19 protein-coding genes, 2 CRISPR repeat arrays and 1 riboswitch are annotated in these 20,827 nt (G+C 37.5%); of the genes, 3 read left to right on the forward strand and 16 right to left on the reverse strand.

Features of this window, described 5'->3' with window-relative positions; all coding sequences use genetic code 11:
• The 10 genes from cas5c to R6U77_RS15345 form a co-directional block, all read right to left on the reverse strand.
• Positions 1-717 carry a type I-C CRISPR-associated protein Cas5c gene (cas5c, locus tag R6U77_RS15300; protein WP_319838385.1) on the reverse strand — a complete coding sequence of 239 codons (717 nt, stop codon included), beginning with the start codon at positions 715-717 and terminating at the stop codon, positions 1-3.
• 23 nt (positions 718-740) lie between these two features.
• Positions 741-3,134: a CRISPR-associated helicase Cas3' gene (gene cas3 / locus R6U77_RS15305; RefSeq protein WP_319836302.1), complete on the reverse strand. Its 2,394-nt coding sequence runs from the start codon at positions 3,132-3,134 to the stop codon at positions 741-743.
• Positions 3,135-3,246: 112 nt separating this feature from the next.
• A CRISPR array of direct repeats spans positions 3,247-5,984; the repeat unit is 36 nt; unit sequence GTTTTACTACTCTCTAAAATTACATTGGTCTAAAAC.
• A gap of 65 nt (positions 5,985-6,049) precedes the next feature.
• Entirely contained in the window at positions 6,050-6,904 is an 855-nt protein-coding gene (locus tag R6U77_RS15310) for a hypothetical protein (RefSeq protein WP_319836303.1), read from the reverse strand.
• Positions 6,901-7,209 carry a CRISPR-associated endonuclease Cas2 gene (cas2, locus tag R6U77_RS15315; protein ID WP_319836304.1) on the reverse strand — a complete coding sequence of 103 codons (309 nt, stop codon included), beginning with the start codon at positions 7,207-7,209 and terminating at the stop codon, positions 6,901-6,903. Before cas2 ends, R6U77_RS15310 begins: the two co-directional genes overlap by 4 nt.
• 16 nt (positions 7,210-7,225) lie before the next feature.
• Positions 7,226-8,119, reverse strand: coding sequence for a type II CRISPR-associated endonuclease Cas1 (gene cas1, locus R6U77_RS15320; RefSeq protein ID WP_319836305.1), 894 nt, complete (start codon positions 8,117-8,119; stop codon positions 7,226-7,228).
• A gap of 4 nt (positions 8,120-8,123) precedes the next feature.
• A complete protein-coding gene (cas9, locus tag R6U77_RS15325; protein ID WP_319836306.1) occupies positions 8,124-12,101 on the reverse strand; it encodes a type II CRISPR RNA-guided endonuclease Cas9 in 3,978 nt (1,325 codons plus the stop codon).
• Between the two features lie 449 nt (positions 12,102-12,550).
• Complete coding sequence (locus R6U77_RS15330; protein ID WP_406601052.1) at positions 12,551-13,312, reverse strand: DUF817 domain-containing protein; 762 nt, start codon at positions 13,310-13,312, stop codon at positions 12,551-12,553.
• The gene (locus R6U77_RS15335) at positions 13,302-13,523 is read right to left on the reverse strand and encodes a helix-turn-helix domain-containing protein (protein WP_319836308.1); all 222 of its coding nucleotides are present in this window, start codon (positions 13,521-13,523) and stop codon (positions 13,302-13,304) included. The genes R6U77_RS15330 and R6U77_RS15335 overlap by 11 nt, the downstream gene beginning before the upstream one ends.
• Before the next feature lie 11 nt (positions 13,524-13,534).
• Positions 13,535-14,008, reverse strand: a complete 474-nt coding sequence (locus R6U77_RS15340; protein ID WP_319836309.1) for a DUF2975 domain-containing protein — start codon at positions 14,006-14,008, stop codon at positions 13,535-13,537.
• Positions 14,009-14,125: 117 nt separating this feature from the next.
• Complete coding sequence (locus tag R6U77_RS15345; RefSeq protein ID WP_319836310.1) at positions 14,126-14,515, reverse strand: NUDIX domain-containing protein; 390 nt, start codon at positions 14,513-14,515, stop codon at positions 14,126-14,128.
• A 97-nt stretch (positions 14,516-14,612) separates the two neighbouring features.
• Here R6U77_RS15345 and R6U77_RS15350 point away from each other — a divergent pair, with 97 nt between their 5' ends.
• Together R6U77_RS15350 and crcB are read left to right on the forward strand one after the other, a co-directional pair.
• Positions 14,613-14,981: a fluoride efflux transporter FluC gene (locus tag R6U77_RS15350; protein WP_319836311.1), complete on the forward strand. Its 369-nt coding sequence runs from the start codon at positions 14,613-14,615 to the stop codon at positions 14,979-14,981.
• Positions 14,978-15,331 (forward strand): fluoride efflux transporter CrcB, encoded by a 354-nt coding sequence (gene crcB, locus R6U77_RS15355; RefSeq protein WP_319836312.1) that lies wholly within the window; start codon positions 14,978-14,980, stop codon positions 15,329-15,331. Before R6U77_RS15350 ends, crcB begins: the two co-directional genes overlap by 4 nt.
• Here the strand turns inward: crcB and aac(6') are convergent.
• The 5 genes from aac(6') to thiM form a co-directional block, all read right to left on the reverse strand.
• Positions 15,323-15,763, reverse strand: coding sequence for an aminoglycoside 6'-N-acetyltransferase (aac(6'), locus tag R6U77_RS15360; protein WP_319836313.1), 441 nt, complete (start codon positions 15,761-15,763; stop codon positions 15,323-15,325). The two genes, crcB and aac(6'), sit on opposite strands and share 9 nt — an antisense overlap.
• A gap of 2 nt (positions 15,764-15,765) precedes the next feature.
• Complete coding sequence (locus tag R6U77_RS15365) at positions 15,766-16,359, reverse strand: hypothetical protein (protein WP_319836314.1); 594 nt, start codon at positions 16,357-16,359, stop codon at positions 15,766-15,768.
• A gap of 71 nt (positions 16,360-16,430) precedes the next feature.
• On the reverse strand, positions 16,431-17,051 hold the full coding sequence (thiE, locus tag R6U77_RS15370; RefSeq protein ID WP_319836315.1) for a thiamine phosphate synthase: 621 nt from the start codon (positions 17,049-17,051) through the stop codon (positions 16,431-16,433).
• Entirely contained in the window at positions 17,048-17,863 is an 816-nt protein-coding gene (gene thiD / locus R6U77_RS15375) for a bifunctional hydroxymethylpyrimidine kinase/phosphomethylpyrimidine kinase (RefSeq protein ID WP_319836316.1), read from the reverse strand. Before thiD ends, thiE begins: the two co-directional genes overlap by 4 nt.
• A gap of 5 nt (positions 17,864-17,868) precedes the next feature.
• A complete protein-coding gene (gene thiM, locus R6U77_RS15380) occupies positions 17,869-18,615 on the reverse strand; it encodes a hydroxyethylthiazole kinase (protein WP_293929793.1) in 747 nt (248 codons plus the stop codon).
• Positions 18,616-18,680: 65 nt separating this feature from the next.
• A riboswitch (TPP riboswitch) is annotated at positions 18,681-18,781 on the reverse strand.
• Positions 18,782-18,875: 94 nt separating this feature from the next.
• On the opposite strand from thiM, the gene R6U77_RS15385 reads away from it, so the two are divergent.
• A complete protein-coding gene (locus tag R6U77_RS15385; RefSeq protein ID WP_319836318.1) occupies positions 18,876-19,448 on the forward strand; it encodes a YdcF family protein in 573 nt (190 codons plus the stop codon).
• 40 nt (positions 19,449-19,488) lie between these two features.
• On the opposite strand, the gene R6U77_RS15390 is transcribed toward R6U77_RS15385, so the two are convergent.
• Entirely contained in the window at positions 19,489-20,022 is a 534-nt protein-coding gene (locus R6U77_RS15390; protein WP_319836319.1) for an NADPH-dependent FMN reductase, read from the reverse strand.
• A 390-nt stretch (positions 20,023-20,412) separates the two neighbouring features.
• Positions 20,413-20,715: a CRISPR direct-repeat array (repeat unit 33 nt; unit sequence GTTTCTCTTTGTATAGAGGGAATGGATTGAAAT).
• Positions 20,716-20,827: the final 112 nt, after the last annotated feature.

Raw genomic sequence — 20,827 nt, forward strand, 5'->3', positions numbered from 1 at the left:
TTACTCGCCTCCTTCCATTTCAGCATAGAGCGCATCAACAGATTGCATCGATTGTCCAAGTTGGAATGATTTTGCCTCCATTTCATACAGAGGTCTAACCAATGTACATGCCTCTGGATGTATAAAATGCACCTTGCCATATGTCATTTTTGGCTGCCAAAGTCTTGTTTCTAACATATTTCGACCTGTTTCATCTGGATAATTAATACCATGCACCATCGTGCCAAAGTGAACTTCGTCAATTTTATCGTAAAAACCTTTTCCTTCGCCGTATTGACACGGTTCAACATAACCTTGACATTCCCTTGCCCCTAAAAAGATATCGCGTCGCCCACCTCTTTCAACACAACGCTTAGCAATGTTATGGTGTTTATGTTCATTGAAATCATCCTGCAAATCAGGGCGATTTTCATTAAAAATAAAATGTGCCTTGACTTGATATTTGACATCTCGCAAATAACTATAGTTTGCCAAGGTATTGCCACCGCTCATTTCGATTGGACGTACTCCCTTTGATTCCATACGAATCGCATTCATTACACGTACCTCATCGATAATCCAAATAATGGATGGCTTCCAGTAAATCGACTCTGTAATTCCTTTCAACGCGCTGTAAGTAGGGATTTGTGTCGTCATTTTTTCTCCGCCAAGCTTCATCAGCGGGTCTGTAAATAACGCATACTCACCGCTTACTTGATACTCAATTTGATTGCGAATTTTCGTCATCTTGTCACCTCCTTTTAAAAATTCAAATTATCGAGAGCTGCCTCTCCTTCCACGCTTAAACCATAGGACAAATCATAGGCAGTTTGCTTTGCTACATACACTTTCGTCACACCAAAATCCACTGCCTCCACCAAGCCATTTGTGCATAGCCAATCAAACTCATAAGGATACACATTGACACTATATTGCTGTAAATGTTTTAAAAACTGCGACAAATCTGCAATGCGCTCACCATCAATTAATTGATTAATATACATTTCTCCTTCTTTATAAGGCACAACAATGGCTCTTGTATTCGCCTCAATCACCTCAAAATTTTGTGCTGCCGTGCGAAAGCTAGCACTTGACCAAAATGGATATGTACCTTTAAATTCTTGCTTAAAGGTGCTGTTACTTGTAAATAAAATATCGTACATTGAAAGCGATATTTTTTTCATTGGATAATCCAAAAAATGCGTTAATTGATTATAAAATACTTCGAAATAATATGTGAGCGCCTTTGTTGATAATAAATAGCCATCGTAAAGCGTTGAATCCTTCTGCATATCACGCAGTATCAAATCAGTACAACCTCGTCCTTTGTCAATAGTGATTAATTTTTTTAATGACTCCTCTGCATGATTGATGACATAGACTTCTCGTATCGCCACTTCCCCATTGCGATTGCAACGCCCTGCAGCTTGGGCAATGGAGTCCAGTCCAGCTAACGAGCGAACAACGCATTGAAAGCTCACATCTACGCCTGCTTCTATCAGTTGGGTACTAATACAAATCACAAGCTCATTATCGTCTAACTTTTCTCGTATTTCTTGTAAAATTGCTTTGCGGTGCGCCACACACATGCCTGTACTGAGATGATAAACATGCGCATCATCATCTTTTAATTCCTCATATAATGCTTTTACTACACGTCTGTTATTAAGAATAATCAAAATACTTTGCACAGACTCTAATTTTTCTCGTATAAACTCAGCAATATCGTTTGTATACCAGCCTTCTGGTTTAATTAGGGGGACAATTTCCGTTCGTTTAAATGCCTTGATGACAATAGGTAAATTCTCAATTAATTCTCCATCCACTTGAATACCTCGTTTTACGGAATCCAGTGCTGGCTGTGTTGCTGTACAAAGGAGTATCGTTGTTCCACAACTTTTGCTTAAAAAATTAAGTGTTTCGTTAAATAATGAGATACAAGAAATAGGCACAGATTGCACTTCATCAAAAATCACAACCGCATTGCTTAGATTATGTAACCGACGTTCGTTTCGAGATTTCCCACTATAAAATGTATCTAAATATTGCACCATCGTTGTAAAAACAATAGGAATATCCCAATTATCCTTAGCATTTACTAGCTTTCTTCGTGCTTCCAGTTCGTCATAAGATATAGATTTACCCTCCTCAAAGGTAGGTTCATCCATGACATTGCTATGATGTTCCAATACGTCATCTGTCGTTTGCAATAGCTCTCTAACAGTCTTGGCATTTTGTTCAATAATTGTTGTGTAAGGAACAATATAAATAATGCGGTCTTTGTTGTGTTCTAAGGCGTGTTGTAGGGCAAAACGTAAACTAGCTAATGTTTTTCCACCACCTGTTGGGATGGAGAGTGTGTAAATACCTGTTGGTAACTTGGCTTTTTCAAAACATGTATCGGACATTTGCTGGCGTAGCTTTGTAATTTCGTTGGGTGGGGCTTTTTTCTGCATCTCAATCAATCGTTCTTCTAATTGTTGCAAAAATTGCGTAAAAGGAGGTTCTGTGCTTTGTGCCTCTATGTCTTCATCGAATAAACGAGAATTTGTTCTGTCTGCATCCAGTAAGGCACTAAAAATAAATTTTGTTAATAACGCAACAGCAGCCTGAACCGCTTGCTTTGTCGTCTTCTTATACGTCTCAAAAAACGCCATAAACTCTTTTCTAGCTTGCGCAACATAAGCATCTAGCTCTTCACGTGTACACACTTCGCTAAAAAAGCGCTCTTCAATCACATCAAAATCAATCGGCTTCTTCGGCGTTTTGCGCTTATCAAAAGGAGACTCTCCTTCTGGGTTAAGCATATCCACTAATTGACCATGATGACTATATATTGCATTTGCTACACATTCAATCATTGGCTTTGCTGTTGCATGATAATGCTGCATTAAAAAACGTGCACCTGCTGTCGAATGGTTGACACTTCCTCTTTTTGGTCGCTGAGAGGGGTTATTAAATGCCTCTTGTATGTACACTTGAAAATCATCATTGTATTTTCCCATATCATGTAACCAAGCGGCTAGACCTGTAATGTGTGGAATACCGATTTTGCGACCAATGCTTTCAGCGATTTCCCTTGATTCATTGAGATGGACAGGTAACGGCTGGATTTTCCCGTCCTTTTGACGGATGTGGGCGATGTAGGGTGTCATAGGTTTCCTCCTATACGTTAATTTTCAATAGAGATTGAAGCTACTTAAATGTAGGGAGAGTTCTGTTGTTCCCTAACAAATCTGTTATCTATCAAATTTACTCTTAGCTACGTTTTAACTACTCTCTAAAGTTACATTGGTCTAAAACCCACAATTCAAACCGAAGCATCATTCTATCGTTTTACTACTCTCTAAAATTACATTGGTCTAAAACACAAACACACAACAAGTGGATGGACTAAAAGTTTTACTACTCTCTAAAATTACATTGGTCTAAAACCGTAACTTTAACTTACACCAACTTCAAAAAGTTTTACTACTCTCTAAAATTACATTGGTCTAAAACAAAGGGCGATGAAATCTATCATTCCAAGTCGTTTTACTACTCTCTAAAATTACATTGGTCTAAAACATTGAGTTAAAGCTACTTAAACAGCTTAAAGTTTTACTACTCTCTAAAATTACATTGGTCTAAAACCAAAGCCTTTATTGATGTCAATTTCATTATGTTTTACTACTCTCTAAAATTACATTGGTCTAAAACGAGTTATTAAATACAATGCCAATTACAGGAGTTTTACTACTCTCTAAAATTACATTGGTCTAAAACTGCTACTAAAACTGGTGTTACTGCTAAAGAGTTTTACTACTCTCTAAAATTACATTGGTCTAAAACAGGTGGCTGAGGCGATACATAAAAGTCGCTGTTTTACTACTCTCTAAAATTACATTGGTCTAAAACTAACATTTACAGTAATCATAAAGCTTCTTAGTTTTACTACTCTCTAAAATTACATTGGTCTAAAACCGCAGCCGATGTTGATGTTTCTGCATCTGAGTTTTACTACTCTCTAAAATTACATTGGTCTAAAACATATTCTTCTTTTGGAATGAAATTTGCTCTGTTTTACTACTCTCTAAAATTACATTGGTCTAAAACTTGGGTCTTAGTTATTTTGAACTTGATACTGTTTTACTACTCTCTAAAATTACATTGGTCTAAAACACCACATCAGCAACACTATTTACAAAGCAGTTTTACTACTCTCTAAAATTACATTGGTCTAAAACACATCTTAGAGGAGCAAGTACCCGAAAAATGTTTTACTACTCTCTAAAATTACATTGGTCTAAAACTACGAGGGCGCAAGCTACTCACGACTAGCGGTTTTACTACTCTCTAAAATTACATTGGTCTAAAACTCCATGATGTACCTTTTTTGTTTTCAGACCGTTTTACTACTCTCTAAAATTACATTGGTCTAAAACACATTTGGCGCTGTCAATGTGACAAATATAGTTTTACTACTCTCTAAAATTACATTGGTCTAAAACATGGGGCAAAGATGACCGGTTTAGGTTGTTGTTTTACTACTCTCTAAAATTACATTGGTCTAAAACCTAGTATCGACTGTACTTTATTAGCATTTTGTTTTACTACTCTCTAAAATTACATTGGTCTAAAACGCAAATCATAATTGCTAAACAATGCAACATGTTTTACTACTCTCTAAAATTACATTGGTCTAAAACGTGAAATTGTTTCTTCTGATTGTTTAGCGTGTTTTACTACTCTCTAAAATTACATTGGTCTAAAACCATCTGCGCCCGGTGGACTACCACCTCCGCGTTTTACTACTCTCTAAAATTACATTGGTCTAAAACAAGGAGCTGTATACGATGTATAACTTTTTTGTTTTACTACTCTCTAAAATTACATTGGTCTAAAACCTATTGAAGAGGTGGCTGGAGGGGTTAGAAGTTTTACTACTCTCTAAAATTACATTGGTCTAAAACCAACAAAGGAGTTAAACTACTTACATCTGCGTTTTACTACTCTCTAAAATTACATTGGTCTAAAACTTGTGATATAATGTGTTTGTATTGTCGTTGTTTTACTACTCTCTAAAATTACATTGGTCTAAAACAATCCCCTCCACCTCTTTTGCATAATCAACGTTTTACTACTCTCTAAAATTACATTGGTCTAAAACTCTCTGTCAATACTGTGATTGCACCAGCTCGTTTTACTACTCTCTAAAATTACATTGGTCTAAAACACCTTGTAGTTCCGATGACCATATTATTAGTTTTACTACTCTCTAAAATTACATTGGTCTAAAACCCTTAATTGGTAGGTTTTTTATTCTATTTTGTTTTACTACTCTCTAAAATTACATTGGTCTAAAACACATAAAGCAAGTCATAGAGATTATGACAGGTTTTACTACTCTCTAAAATTACATTGGTCTAAAACATAGAAGTCGATTAGCTACTAGGCATATCAGTTTTACTACTCTCTAAAATTACATTGGTCTAAAACCTATCTTTAGAGAGGATAATTTTTGATTAAGTTTTACTACTCTCTAAAATTACATTGGTCTAAAACACCTATATTGTATCACTTTGCTAATTTTTAGTTTTACTACTCTCTAAAATTACATTGGTCTAAAACTGGTACTTTATATCCTCTATCATCATACAAGTTTTACTACTCTCTAAAATTACATTGGTCTAAAACAGAACATTTAGGATTTATGCTATTAACCTAGTTTTACTACTCTCTAAAATTACATTGGTCTAAAACTGTTGTCACCTCATTATATTATTTTAGAATGTTTTACTACTCTCTAAAATTACATTGGTCTAAAACATACACTTGAAATATTACACGATTTAATTTGTTTTACTACTCTCTAAAATTACATTGGTCTAAAACCTAGAGGCTTTTCAGGAACGAGTTCTTTAGTTTTACTACTCTCTAAAATTACATTGGTCTAAAACAAATGACGTTAAGGTAGACGTTGAATATTTGTTTTACTACTCTCTAAAATTACATTGGTCTAAAACCTCAAATTCCAACGCAATGTATTTGATTTAGAGAGAAAAATACTAAAAATGCATTGGTTTCAAATTTAGTATTTTTGACTTTTGATAAACTGAACCCATCTGTCATCCATTAAACACAACTCATTTCGAAAATCTCGGTACGCTATCAGTGCGGTTAATTGCTCGATAGATAAATCTTCTTGTTGTAAATTGAAGTGTAACAACTCTCGCTGTAAATCCTCTAGTTCATAACGTGCCCGATTTTCTTGAATTAAGTGAATTTGATTTAGTGATAATTCTTTTATCAATACTTCACTTGATGTAAAACAAATGATTGTAATCGGCAAATCATTTGTAAACTCCAACCACTTCTTCCACTCGACTTTTGAAAAATCACTTTCTGGATAATGATACACAAGTATTTTGTGCTTACCATTATTTTTTAATTGTAACCAAATTTTGATTAACAATTTTCTATAATCCAACACAGTTAAAAAATTGGCATCGTTCATAATAGTAATATCCATGTTTTTTAACAATGAATCAAAAATTTGATCATACACATCAAATTCTATTTTTATATCATCTATGGATAATACTGTACCATGAAATGTATTATCAATAGTAGTTTTTAAATTCCTATACAATTCAACTAATTCTTCATTATTCTCAAACATATAACGAATCCATTGATGAAGACTTTTCGTGTCTAATAAATCAAGACAACCACCAAAAATTTCAAGAAAATCTACCTCTTTATTCGTCACATCACATTCTATAATAGAGAGTATACAAAAACCCTCTTCGACTTCTTTTTTACTGCTCCATTCCTTTAACTGTTTACGAAAAAGCAGTTGATGTGCATCACGTTGAAAGCTAATAACATTCAATTGATTATACACAATTGGTAATGAATCAAATAAATTTGTATATATTCTCATAATTCAATGACTCGCTTCATTGAGTTAGTTTCCGTTTTTTCTATTTTCGGTTTACTGAAATGCTCCATATCCGCAAATTGCTTTTCTGTTACTAGCAATGTTTCAACATGTCCTTTCGGTGGCAAATGTTGCTGTATTTTCACTTTTTGTAATTGCAAGGCGGAATGGTTTAAAATAATCTTTGCATAAATGGAATATTGAATCATCAAATAACCATTTTCAATTAAAAATTTCCGAAACCTTCTATAATTCTTTCGTTCAATAGAGGTTTGAACAGGCAAATCAAACATAACAAACAATCTCATAACCCGATGCACATCCTCACTCCTCAAGAATAAATTTATTTAATTGTAAATCAGGAAAATAGAGCTTCTTTTCATCGCCCGTATTTAAAAAATTGAAACAACCATCAATAAAAATTTGAATTGCTTGTGGTAAATAATGCGCACCATTACGAATGAAAACTTTCTGTTCAAACATGCCAATAATTTTCCTTTTTTCAACTTTTCCTAAATATCCATCTACGTAATGAAAAACAAGATAATCAACTATTGGGCGAAATATTTCAATGAAATCGCTCGCTAAGTTAAATTGGTTGTATTCGTTTTTATGATGAATACCGATTTCCGAAAGATAGCCTTTACTGACAATTTGGCGTGTAATAAGTGCATGTAAAATCGCATAACCATAATTTAAACCCCAATTAATCGTTTCTTCGTCGCCCCGAGTAAAATCTGCCCCAAATAATCGGTGGAAATATACTTTGGCTGCATGTCCCTCACGATTTGTTATATCATGAAGTTCCACACCAGCAATCAGTTCACGCAGTTCATCTACACCTTCTTTTTCTAAGTGGAATAACACACGCCCTTGATTATAAATTTTTTGCTTCGTTATCTCTTGCCAAAGCCTTCCTTTATACATTTCATTCCAATTAAATTGTGCTTGCAAATGTTTGCTTTGGCGATGATGCCCATAAATGGTGTGTAAAAAGGTACTCGGATTATGTTTTTGGTCACATAAAATCGTTGTAATTTTATTGTCAGACAGGGCATTTAGAATATGTCCTGTCATTACAATATTTGGATTTTCAATGATAACAATGCCAACTTCCCCAATTGGTATACTCGTTACCTCCTCATTTGTCACGACTAACTGATTCATCCGCAAACTGATTTTAGAGTTTTTTGATAAAATAATCGTTCTCCATGACATCTAATCAGCTCCTACTGTATAATAATGGCTTAGGTTTTCTGTATTTTAGCCCTGTAATGGATTCATTAATAATTTCAATGGTAGTTGCATCTATACTTAAATTGTATAAGCGGCTCGTCCCAAACAGGCTTGGGCTTTCTGCATTGGCGGCTGCAAGTCCATGCAGTGCATCTACACCTATTTTAAATGAATTAAAATCAACTATCCTGTCCATAAATGCATACACATTATTGCTAAAACCTTTATATTTAGTAGGTATACGGCCATTATAAATCGTGTAATTTTCTAGGAAATCCGCTGCAAGACTCGAAAAAAGTTGCTTCAACTCTTCAGCTGGTTGATTTTGCAAATTTTTTGACTGTAATTGTTCAAATAATAATGGTTTCATACACCACTGTTTAGCATTACGTAACTCTACTGTCGAAATAAAGTAGTATGGATGACCTGCCCACATTATTTTCTGATACTTAGGAAATCTCTTCACCAACTTAGCAGAGAGCACAAATTTTTTTCCTTCTCTCTCCACCAATATTTTAGCTACTTCATCAAGGCTAAGATTTTGATATTTACTTTGATCAATTACTTTAAAATCGAATAGCTCCAATTTTTTCTCTGTGCCTTTCTTTTTTTGCATAGTATACTCAATTGCCCAAATCCCTTCTTTTGTCATCCCGTCAACAACAAATACGGAGGCATTCGATAACTTCTCTTTATTCAAATTGGCTTTGGGCGATAATGGTGTTTCTTTATGAAAAGCTCCTTCTATATTCCCCGTCATCTTCGTTGTCTGCCAAGGTAATTCATAAAATATTTCTTTCATAAATAACATCGCTGGGATTGATTTTCCCGTCAATATACTATTAAATGATGCTTTTTTAAAATGCTCAAATACAAAGAAATCTCGGGAATTTTGTACTACTCTTCCCCATTTTTTAGCCCGTTCCTTCGCTTTAAAGCTAAACTCTAAAAAATTATCCCCATATTGTTGCTTCGTGAACTGCACTAGTAAAGTTGCGAGTAAAGCATCCATTGCATGATGCTTGTTGTTATACTCTCGAATTTTAGGAATCTCTAAGGTTTGTCTAAATTTTGATACCATCCCTGCTTTTACTGAATGAATATTGGTATGTTCAAATCTTTCTGTCAGTAAATCTTTCACATGTTGAATAATTTGACGTGTTTCTACCAATTGGCGTTGAATAAATTTCTCTTTATCTGCATCTTCAAACTTAGGTTTTAGTAAACGCTCTAATTTTCTTGAAGATATTAATTTTCTATCACGTAATCGCTGCCATTCATTTTTCATTTTAAATTTCTCACTATCAGAGATAATCTCTAATGGCATCTTTGTACTTCTTTTCTCCTGATTCACCTCTGTTTTAACTAATGCCAAGTTGTCCAAACTATCATCTTTTACATAACTTCTTGGGTAGATATGGTCTACTTCATATTTCTTGGAATATAACTCATTAATATCAATGGCTTCACCTGTATACAAACATTTACCCAACTGCGTTGCATATAACCAAAATCGTTTATCTTTGAATTTATCTTCTGGATAACTGCTTATTTTTGCACAAAATGCTTGATGCTCTATCCACCCTTTCACTGATTCTTCCCATATGTCTTTTCGTGATTTTGATTTACTTGATTTTTGGTCTTCTCTTGCTACTTCTAAAATAATTTCAGTTGGTTCACCAAAAATAGATGTTAATTCCTCAATAATTTTTAGCGCTCGCCATATGCCACGCTTCAGCGCAGGTGAGCCTGCTAACTCTTCAATATCTTTATAGACAATCTTATGAATAGTTTTTTTCGTATTTACCTGTTCAATACCTTTTTTTAATGATGTTTTGGACAGTAATTCCATAAAGTTCTCTGAATAGGCATCCATATAATCAATGACATTATCTGTATCATTCACTTGAATATCCATTAATACTTTCCGTGACAATCTACCCCAACCCGACATTTTAATTCCGCAGAGTTTTTGAATTTGTTCCTCTGTAATATGCGGAAATACCTTCTGTATACGAGAATGAATAATGTCTTTTTCATTATAAACAGTCAACCATTTAATAATTTCTTCAATAATATCTTCAGGTTCATTAGGTAAGATGTCTGAAAGTTTTTTATAAGATGATAGAGTAGATGCAAATTTATCTGATTTTTGCGTGCCAAAAATAGCATGTGTAGCTAAATCTGCCCAATCACTCTTCTTCAACTCTTGTAAAAGTATTTTATGTGTCACTTGTTGATACTTTTGAAACACATTTTCAATCAACCATTGTTTGCATTCAGTATCTAATCGGTATTTTTTATTTGATTCCTCGTTTAAAGGGCGTATTTGTATACTATTTAATTCATTCAATAGTTCAAACTTTTGATAGAGTAACGAATTTTTTGGTAGTACATCTTCCTTTTTTAAATATGTACATTTATTCGTCATTTTTGTAATAAAGGCTTCTGCCGTAACTTCCTTATTAACGCTTTCATCAAAAGTCCATGGTGTAATATTTTGTTCGTTATTTCGTGTAAGCCAAGCAAATTCAGATTTACCTGATTTATCTAATGGACCAATATAATAAGGGATTCTAAAGGAAATAATTTGTTTGACCTTTTCAATTACTTCATCTGTTATAAATGGGTGATGTATCTGTTGATTCTTCAAAATCTTTTCCGCTTCATAAACGTTATTTTGATAAGGAATCGCTGCATTTTGACTATCTCGCTGTCTTCTTAACAACGTACCATCCTCTGCTGTCACAATTAATTTCTTAATCAATCCATGGTCTTGTTGTTCGACTTGCTTCTCGGCATCTTTTAATAACTTTTTTACTTCGCTTTGAAATTTCTCTCCTTCTTTTTTAGAATTCAAATACTGGTCAAACAAAGATAGCACCGATAGATTATGTTTCTGTTTATACACTGTTTGTGCTCTTTTAGATGTAATAAACAGTTTCCGATATGTCTTTTCCCCTGCATATTTATCAACAATGTATTTTAAATCTTTCAATTCCTGTGCAAATTTTTGATAGTCTGCCACTTTTGCCTCTGCTACACAAGTATAATCACCCAGCAAATCGGATAAGACAAATTGCTGATATACAGCTACGGCAGCTTCAATAAATTCATTTTCCTCTTCTGTTAGTTTCGCAACTTCCTCCTCAAATCTTTCAGAAATAATCGAGAATTTTAGCTTGTCTTTTATATAAACATCTATATTATCTGACAGAGGAAATAATTTACTACATGCACTTTCTAAACCTGCTAACAACTTAAATAATTGCTCATACTTTTTATTTGTTTTAGCCACTAAGAATTTCACTTTATCGTTCTTTGTTTTTGTGTTATCTAATAAAATATTTTTCATTTCTGATAGTTCGATTTTATCAAGTAAATAAGAATCCTCATCTTGAACAAAACGCTCATAGCTATCTACTAGCTCATAAAGAGTTTCCGTATCTTCGCCTTTTGCAACATTGCCCGATTCTGCCCAACGTAATCCTTCTTGTAAAAAGTGCCCTCGATATTTGACTAGATGATGGAGAGCTAAATAAACTAACCGTATATCCATTTTTTCCTTCGTTTGCATTAGGTCATAACGCAAATGATACATTGTTGGATACATTCGAGTATTCACGCTTAACTCTCTTAAAGTTCCTGACAATGTACGCTCTTCAAATTGATTGTTATTACGCCAAAAATGTTTCGAAAAATCCTTTGTAAAGAATGTTGAATTAATTTTTGAAACAGGCTCCTCAAACAATTGTTGTAATAATTGTATCCGTTTTTTCCTTCTGTTGTACCGTCTTCGAGTCCCTCGTTTCAACCTTCTTCCCGAGGCTGGCTGTGCCTCTTCAAACTCGTGTACACCAAAAGCATAGCGATTGTTATGTTGTAATACTTGATAATCATCTGATAAACATACCCACCCAATGCTCGTAGTACCAATATCCAAACCAATTGCATAATTCTTCATATAGCTCTCCACCTCTTTCTTGACAGATTTGATTTTATAGATTACCATATGAGGTGTTACTACTCTGTAACATTACATTGGTAAGTTAAAATAAGCTTAAAGCGTAAATGTTGGCTCTTGGAAGCCTCCGCCACTTTAGATATATTTCTGAAGTGGTTTTTTATTTATATTTTTCACCTCCACATTTACCTGAAAATTCAATTACTTTCTATCATTTCATTAAAATTACCATATTTTTTAATGTATTTCAACATATTTTATCTAAATCAGAAAGAAAAATTAATTAGCTACCATCTGCATACACTTTGTATGTACATTTTTAAGTTTTTATCATATTATTAGTAAGATATGTCGTAATTTATTACGTGGATTGAAATTGATTAAGGTATTATATCTTTTAAGGCCAACAAGGGCTGATTGGAATTGATTCCAATCAGCCCTTGTCTTGTCTATCTCCCCTTCACCCTCTTCAACTCCGCAACAATCAAAAAACTCACAATAACCAACAACAACCACGAACTAATTTTCCCAACATGCACCAAGCTCCATGCTTGCGTTTGATTCGGGTATTGCCATGCGCCGAAGAAAGTCGCGATGTTTTCAGCGACCCAAATAAAGAAGCCAATCAAAACAAAGCTCAAAACAATCGGCATGCGATAAGGAATGCCGTTCACCTCATACTTAACAGAGGCTCGCCAAAAGACGATGATTACCAATAAGCCTAGCCACCAGCGTACATCAATCCAAAAATGATGCCAGAAGAAATTAAAATAAATGGCGGCAGCTAGTGGGACAACTAGGAAAAATGATGGCCAGTTGACAAGATCAACATGCAGGCGACGCCATGCTTGGCATAGGTAGCTAGCGACGCTTGCATACATAAAGCCGCTATATAATGGAACGCCGAAAATTTTGAAAAAGCCTTCCTCAGGATATGCCCATGAACCCATATGTACCTTGAAAATTTCGAGTGCGAGCCCAATTAAGTGGAATAATGTAATCACTTTGAGTTCGTCCTTTGTTTCAAGGCCTGCGCGCAGCATCCACCATTGCATGGCGAGACAGATGATAAAGAGCCAGTCGTAGCGTGCTAGGAATGGCAGTGGTATGAATTTTGTTATGGCGAGCGAGGCGAAGATGACAACTGGGAAGAGGCAGGATAGTGCCTGTTCCCGTCCGAAATAGAGCAGCTGTGTTAGTTTATGCTTCATCACCCGCATCCTTTTCGTAGCGTAAAATATCGCCTGGTTGGCAGTCAAGTACCTTGCAGATGGCTTCTAGTGTGGAGAAGCGGATCGCTTTTGCTTTGCCTGTTTTTAAAATGGAAATATTGGCCATGGTGATGCCAACTTTCTCGGATAGTTCTGTGACGGTCATTTTGCGTTTGGCTAGCATGACATCGAGTTCAATAATAATGGTCATAGTACTTCACCTCATATCGTTAAGTCGTTTTCGTTTTTCATAGCGATCGCATTTGTTAGGAGCTGTTGCAGGACAGTGGCGAAAATGCTGACAACAAGTGCTGCGCCACCTAGTACAAGGCCGATGATAATCACACCAGGTGCGTCATCGTGTTCTGCAATAATGTAGAGCAATGGCATACTGATGGCGTATAAGCCTGCGATGACTAAGCCGCTCCATTTGATTTTTTTCAGCGCTGTGACAGAGTCATAGGAGAATGCACTGTTGTCGTCGATGAGGTTTAATAGCTTTAAGGCTTGGTATAGTGCCATAAAATAAGCGGCAGCTGTGCTGTAAAGGAGAGCACCAATACCATACAAGGTCCAAGCAAGTGCCCATTCTGTGGTGTGCATCACAAGAAATGGGAAACCGACAAGGCATATTGCCAATATAGGCAATGCAAGAAGGATTAAAGTTGCTTTCAAGAAAAGCGTTTGTTTTTTCATTATAGACACTCCTTTTTATCGTTTATCAATAAATATATATTGAAAAACAAAAATTTCATAGTATAAGACTGTCTTATTTTTATTTGGTTCCCAAAATAAAAAGCTGTTTGAAAGTGATTACCTTTCAAACAGCTTTTCTATTAACTCTATTGGTCTAACATCGTGTTTTGTTAGCTCATTTTTGGCAAGCCAAACGGGTTCAAATGTGCCGCTGTACAGCTCTGGCTGACTATATTCTGGACCTGTGCCCGTGCCGATTTTGCCCCCAATGATCTTAGCACGATAATATACTTGTTGTCCATTGAATGAAAGCTCAAAAAATAGCCCTTCTAGTTCAACGATGACACCAACTTCCTCTAATGCCTCACGAATAGCAGCCTGCTCAAGCGTTTCGCCTTGCTCGACTTGTCCTCCTGGGAAAACGAAATAGGTTTGTCCTTCTTTCACACGTTTAATCAGTAATATTTTATCATTTTCTTCTATAATAACTGCACTGCGAATTCGCATCCACTCACCTCTCTCTTTACTTCTTAGTATATTTGTCCATTCTGACTATTTCAACGACCGATTATGCTAAAATATAGCTACAGAAGGAAGTGATTGAATGCAATATCTATTTGTTGGGCTTGCAGGGGCACTTGGCGCTTCTTTGCGCTATGCACTGGGCTTTCTTTATATTGGGATGTTTCCTATGATTACCTTACTTATTAATTTAATTGGTTCATTATTGTTTGGCTGGCTGACAAGCTTTTTGCCGCGTGTTCCGAAAGTGAGTGCGAATTTGGCAACTGCAATGACGACAGGCTTTCTCGGTGCCTTTACGACTTTTTCAACCTTTAGTGTGGACAATGTGACGTTATGGCGTGATGGGCATATGCTGGTGGCCGCTAGCTATATCATGGTTAGCTTAGTTGGGGGCTTTATATGTGCACTCGTTGGCTTACGTCTCGGTGCGAAGGGGGCGAGCGTATGATATTCGTTGCCATCGGGGGCTTTTTTGGGGCAATTTGTCGCTTCGCCATTAGCAATTGGGTGAAGGCCCATGTGAACACAGTCTTACCATTAGCTACATTTGGCATTAATTTACTTGGCTCATTTTTATTAGGCATTTGTGTCGGTGTGGGACCTAGCTCCTCCATACAATTGCTGGCAGGCACAGGATTTTTAGGTGCCTTTACGACCTTCTCCACCTTTTCTGTTGAGAGTGTGAGGCTTTATGATAGCCGCGGATTGCTGGCGGCAGCTAGTTATTTATGCATAAGCTGCTTGTGCGGAGGAATACTGGCATTTACAGGCTGGTGGCTGGCGGAGCTATTATTTTAGCTCCGTCTCCAGCTTTTTCGTAAAACAGATAATGCGGTTCGCCTCAGTAAAGCCTAATCGCAAATGCATATTGAGGCTATCTTCATTCGTTAGCTCGCAATCGCTGGCGAATTCTGTGCAGCCTTGCTGACGTGTCCATTCCTCACATGCAGCCACAAGCTTTTTCGCAATTCCTTGTAGACGCACTTGGGGCTCTACATATAAACCTTCCAAATAACCGACAGGGCTCGTTTCCGTCCCCTCTACATAATCATAGCGCACTTGGCATTGAGCAAAGCCGATTGCTTGCTCAGCACTGTAGGCAAGCACAATAAAGACATCCTGTTGCTGTAAAAGCTGCTCCATTTCCCCTTGTAAATCGCTATTTGGCCAAAGCTTTTGAGCTAATGCTGCAGCCTGTGGCGCATCTTCTAGCATCGCTTGTTTAAGCATTGTTACTCACTCTCCGTCACTTTGATTTTCAATAATAGGACGTTCGTGTCATCATGAAGGAGCTGTTGCACCTCTTCCTCATTCGACAAATCATAGCCACTTCGCATCGCATCCTTTAATGAATGGCGGAACGTGCCGATTATGTACTCTGTATTTAACTGCAATGCTTGCTTTTCTTGAAAAGCATATTCCCATGTATACATGCCTGTATCGAGGTTCAAATTTTCTATCGCTTGTGGCTTTGCTTTGACACTTGGTGCGTAAAGAAATAAAGAAAACGCTTCGCCATCCATTAAACCAGCCCCTATATGCCCTTCTTCAAAATCTGATGGGCTCATTCCATATTGTAGGCTCGCCTCAAAATTCTCATCCCTTTGACCATCGCTATATTTCTCCACCCAGAGCTGAACTGTTCGTTGATCTGCTTGCGGTAAGGCAAAATTGAAATCCCATATATAGCCTAGATGTAGCTCTTGAAATGTGCGTGTATACTCTGAGTCTTCAAGCGGCTTAATGGTAATCTCTTCATTCGTAGTAGCTGTACAGGCTGTCAGTATTGCTACTACAGCAATAATTAAAAATAGCCATTTTTTCACTTCTCAACATCTCCCTTTTCCTAATCATACAAAAACTGAGCACAAATTGCATGCTCAGTTTCAAAAATCTACTATTTTTTAAAATCATTTACCGTTTGCGCAATATTGTCGCTTTGGCAAATCGCTGAAATAACAGCGACGCCATCTGCACCTGCTGCCAGCACCTGTGCTGTACGCTCTGGTGTAATACCACCAATTGCAACAATTGGGAAATCAGGATAGCTTGCACGTGCCTTTTGTAAAAACGTCACACCTGCTGGCTCATTGGCATCCGCCTTTGAATTGGTCGCAAAAATAGGTCCGATGCCAACATAGTCTGCACCACCCGCAACGGCTGTCTGCATTTCCTCATTGTTATGAACAGAGACACCGATAATTTTATCCGCAAATTGTGAGCGAATTTTAGCCAGCTCACTATCATCCTGCCCTACATGCACACCATCTGCATCAATAGCTAAGGCAAGTGCCACATCATCATTGATGATAAAAGGAACGCCGTACGTGCGACAAAGCTGTTGGCAGCGTTTAGCAAAGTTTAACAACGCCTCACCTTGTAGCGCCCCCTCACCTTTTTCACGCAATTGGAAAATAGTCACACCTGCCTGCAACGCTTCCCCTAAAATAACGAGTGGGTCACGCTGACAGTTAGTAGTTCCCATAATAAAATATACAGCTAACGACGCACGTTTCAATGTAGCTTCACCTGCCCTTTCATTTGCGCTTTACGGTAGGCAAAATGATTTGTCGGTCCATGCCCATTGCCAATATTTAACGGATGCGCAATCGCTGCCTGAATGAAATGCTTCGCCTCAATAATGGCGTCGCGCAGTGCATAGCCCTTTCCTAAAAAGGCTGTTAAAGCAGCTGAGAAGGTACAGCCTGTGCCATGCGTATGCTTCGTATCGATGCGTTCACTGCTCATTGCGAAGAAGGAGCCATCTGCAAAAAATACCATATCGACCGCTTCCTCGCCTTCTAAGTGTCCGCCCTTCATCACAACACATTGCACGCCAAGTGCTAATATTTTTTTCGCAGCCGCTTCAATGTCTTGCACGCTTTCAATTTGAATGCCTGTAATTTCCTCTGCCTCTGGAATATTCGGCGTTAACACTGTTGCGATTGGCAGTAGCTTTGTTTTTAATGCCTGCACCGCCTCTTGCTGCAATAAGCTAGCACCACCCTTGGCAATCATTACAGGGTCAACTACGAGCTGTACGCTATGCTGCTGTAGCTCCATTGCCACAGCCTCAATAATATCTGCTGAAAAAAGCATGCCTGTTTTCACAGCCTTCACTTGTAAATCCTCAAATACCGCCTTGATTTGTGCCACCGTAAATTCAGGCGAGACAGCTAAAATATCTGAAACACCGAGCGTGTTTTGAGCCGTTAAGGCCGTAATAGCTGATGTGCCATAAACCCCTAGCTCCTGAAATGTTTTTAAATCCGCTTGGATACCAGCTCCGCCACCGCTATCCGAGCCTGCAATTGTCATTACAATGTCCATTCTCATCAACCTTTCGAATACTTTTCTAAGCCATTCAATATTTCTATTTGGAACGAGCCAATATACGCTGTGTTGCGCTCCGCATCCTCTGCAATTTGCTTATATGTTTGTAAAAGCTCCGCTAAATTTGCGACAGGCTCACCTTCCACTGTCAACGCAGCAGTACAAAGTGCACTTAATAGACAGCCTGAGCCTGTCACCAATGTCATACGCTCATGTCCACCTGCTACTTTTTTCACAATTGTTCCATCTGTGACAATATCGACCGCACCTGTTACAACTACAATTGTATCATATTTTTTTGCCACTTCCTGTGCAACTGCGATTGTATCAATATTACCTTGTCCACTATCGACGCCTTTTGCTCGCCATTCCACACCTGCGATTGTAGCAAGTTCGCCCTCATTGCAACGAATTAATGTAAACTTCACTTGCTGTAGCAATTGCTGAATCACTTCTTGACGGTAGCTCGTTGCGCCAACACCAACTGGATCTAACACAGCTGGCACCCCTTGCTTGTTCGCCGCTTTTCCGGCTGCCAGCATTGCAGGCACCTTCGATTGATTTAATGTACCAATATTGATGAGTAGCCCACTTGCAATCGATGTCATTTGTTCAACTTCGCTTACTTCATCAGCCATCACAGGAGATGCCCCGATAGCTAGTAGTCCATTTGCCGTGAAATTTGCGACAACATAGTTGGTAATGCAATGAATTAACGGTTGCTGCTGTCTAATTTTATAGATGGTCATCATTATGTAGCCTCTTTCTTTCAATTTTCGACAAAAAAAGCCCTCTAAAAAATAGAGAGCCTCACATACAAGGTTTGGTTGCTCCCTACGCCAGTGTTAACTGAACAGGTTCAAAGGGTCAGGTTTTAACCTTCTCAACGCTGAACGCGTCCCCCTGCAAATCGTCGTTATTTCTTATCGTAGCACTATTTATCATATTTTCCAATACATTCGAATCTTTTTTCTCATCTATTCGTTATAGTAAGGAAAGAGGTGATGTTATGAAAAAATGGATTTCAATTGTTACTGCCGTTGCTGTTGTATGCGGTGTAGGCTATTATTTCTTAGGCAAGGAAATAAACAAAGGCACCTCACCACAAGCAGATGGCACAAATGACTATATGGTTATTTTAGGCGCAAAAGTTCGACATACTGGGGAACCGTCTCTCTCCTTGCAAACAAGACTTGACACGGCTGCTGCTTATTTGCAGGACTATCCACATGTCAAGGCGATTGTGTCAGGTGGGCAAGGGCGCGATGAGCCTGCAAGCGAGGCGTCCATTATGGCGGCTTACTTAATGAATAAAGGCATCGCAGCAGATCGCATTATACTAGAGGAAGCGTCTACTTCTACATATGAAAATTTACTGTTTTCAAAGGAGCTATTACCAGTGGATATTTCTAAAATCACGATTGTGTCCAACGATTTTCACCTACAACGGGCAAAATTTTTAGCGGGGAAGGTAGGGCTAGAGGCAGATGTGCTTGCAGCAGAAACACCATCATCTGTGGAGAAAAGAGCTAACCAGCGCGAGCGACTTGCGTTGTTGAAGGCGTATTTGTTTGGAAAATAAACAAGCGGCTAAGAAATACTTCCCTTAGCCGCTTTGTATGCTACTTCACCCAAGCGACAAAATTGTCAATTACTTGGTCTAAAAATTTAACTGTTGCTTCGTCTGTTAAGTTGCCTGCCTCGTCAAACTTTGTATGTGCTGCACCGATATATACTTCGTTGCCTTGTAAAACTGGCGAACCAAGACCTTGTGCGAATAAAATATCGCGCAAATGCATTTGTGCTTTAACCGTTCCTAAATTGCCCATTGATGCGCCCATCACGATAGAAGGCTTGCCAATCATCACTTTATCAACGCGTGATAACCAGTCAATTACATTGCCTAGTACACCTGGAATGGATGCATTGTATTCAGGTGTTACCCAAAGTACCGCATCTGCTGCCTTCACTTTTGCCTTAAAATCAATCACTGACTGCGGCGGATTATTTTCCTCGTCTTGGTTATACATCGGAATATCATGTAATGATAAAATCTCGACCGTTATTTTTTCCGCATAACGTTTTTGAATAAATTCAGCTAACATCATATTGTATGATGCTTTACGTAAACTGCCTACGATTGCTACAACGTTCATACTATTGCCTCCATCCAATTGCTTTCTTCGTCAAATATGCCCGAAAATTATCTACTTCAAACATATTCTTATATAGCTTACTCGACAAACAAGATGTCTGACAATTTTTTTGCTCATGCTACTAACCTCCTTCATGACCCGCACTTACCTTCTTCTCTTCCAAAGTTATATTGCTGTGCATTAGAGAAGAAAAAATACTAGATAAGTGTAGCTAAAAGAATTTTTTAAATGGTGCGAATGTGAAGCAAACATGATTTCCTAGGGGGATTCGCACCAAAAAGCAGTAACGTTTTCCATTTACATGGGAAAATAATTGAGTTAATATTACCTTATAAATTTATTTTCAAGTGAAAAACCATGATAAATAATATTTTTATGTGCTTTTTCACAGTTTCTCTTTGTATAGAGGGAATGGATTGAAATTTTTTGCTCCACTTGCTCTTGTGCTACTTCTTTGGTTTCTCTTTGTATAGAGGGAATGGATTGAAATAGATATCGTCAAAAACGATCAAGGAAATGGTATCGTTTCTCTTTGTATAGAGGGAATGGATTGAAATTACGAACTATGGGCGGCATTGCAGATGGTGTACTGTTTCTCTCTGTATAGAGGGAATGGATTGAAATAAAGTTTCCCAAGTTTTTTGTGTATGTGTAGCCAACGTTTCTCTCTGTGTAGAGGGCATGGATTGAAATACTCGGATAGAAGCATCTATAAAATCGTGGATTTAGTTTCTCTCCGTACAAAAAATAAACCCCATGCAACAAAGCCGGCACTGAATACTATTTTTGAGACAGTATGAAAACA

Source organism: Lysinibacillus louembei (assembly GCF_033880585.1).
Classification (GTDB): Bacteria; Bacillota; Bacilli; order Bacillales_A; family Planococcaceae; genus Metasolibacillus; species Metasolibacillus louembei.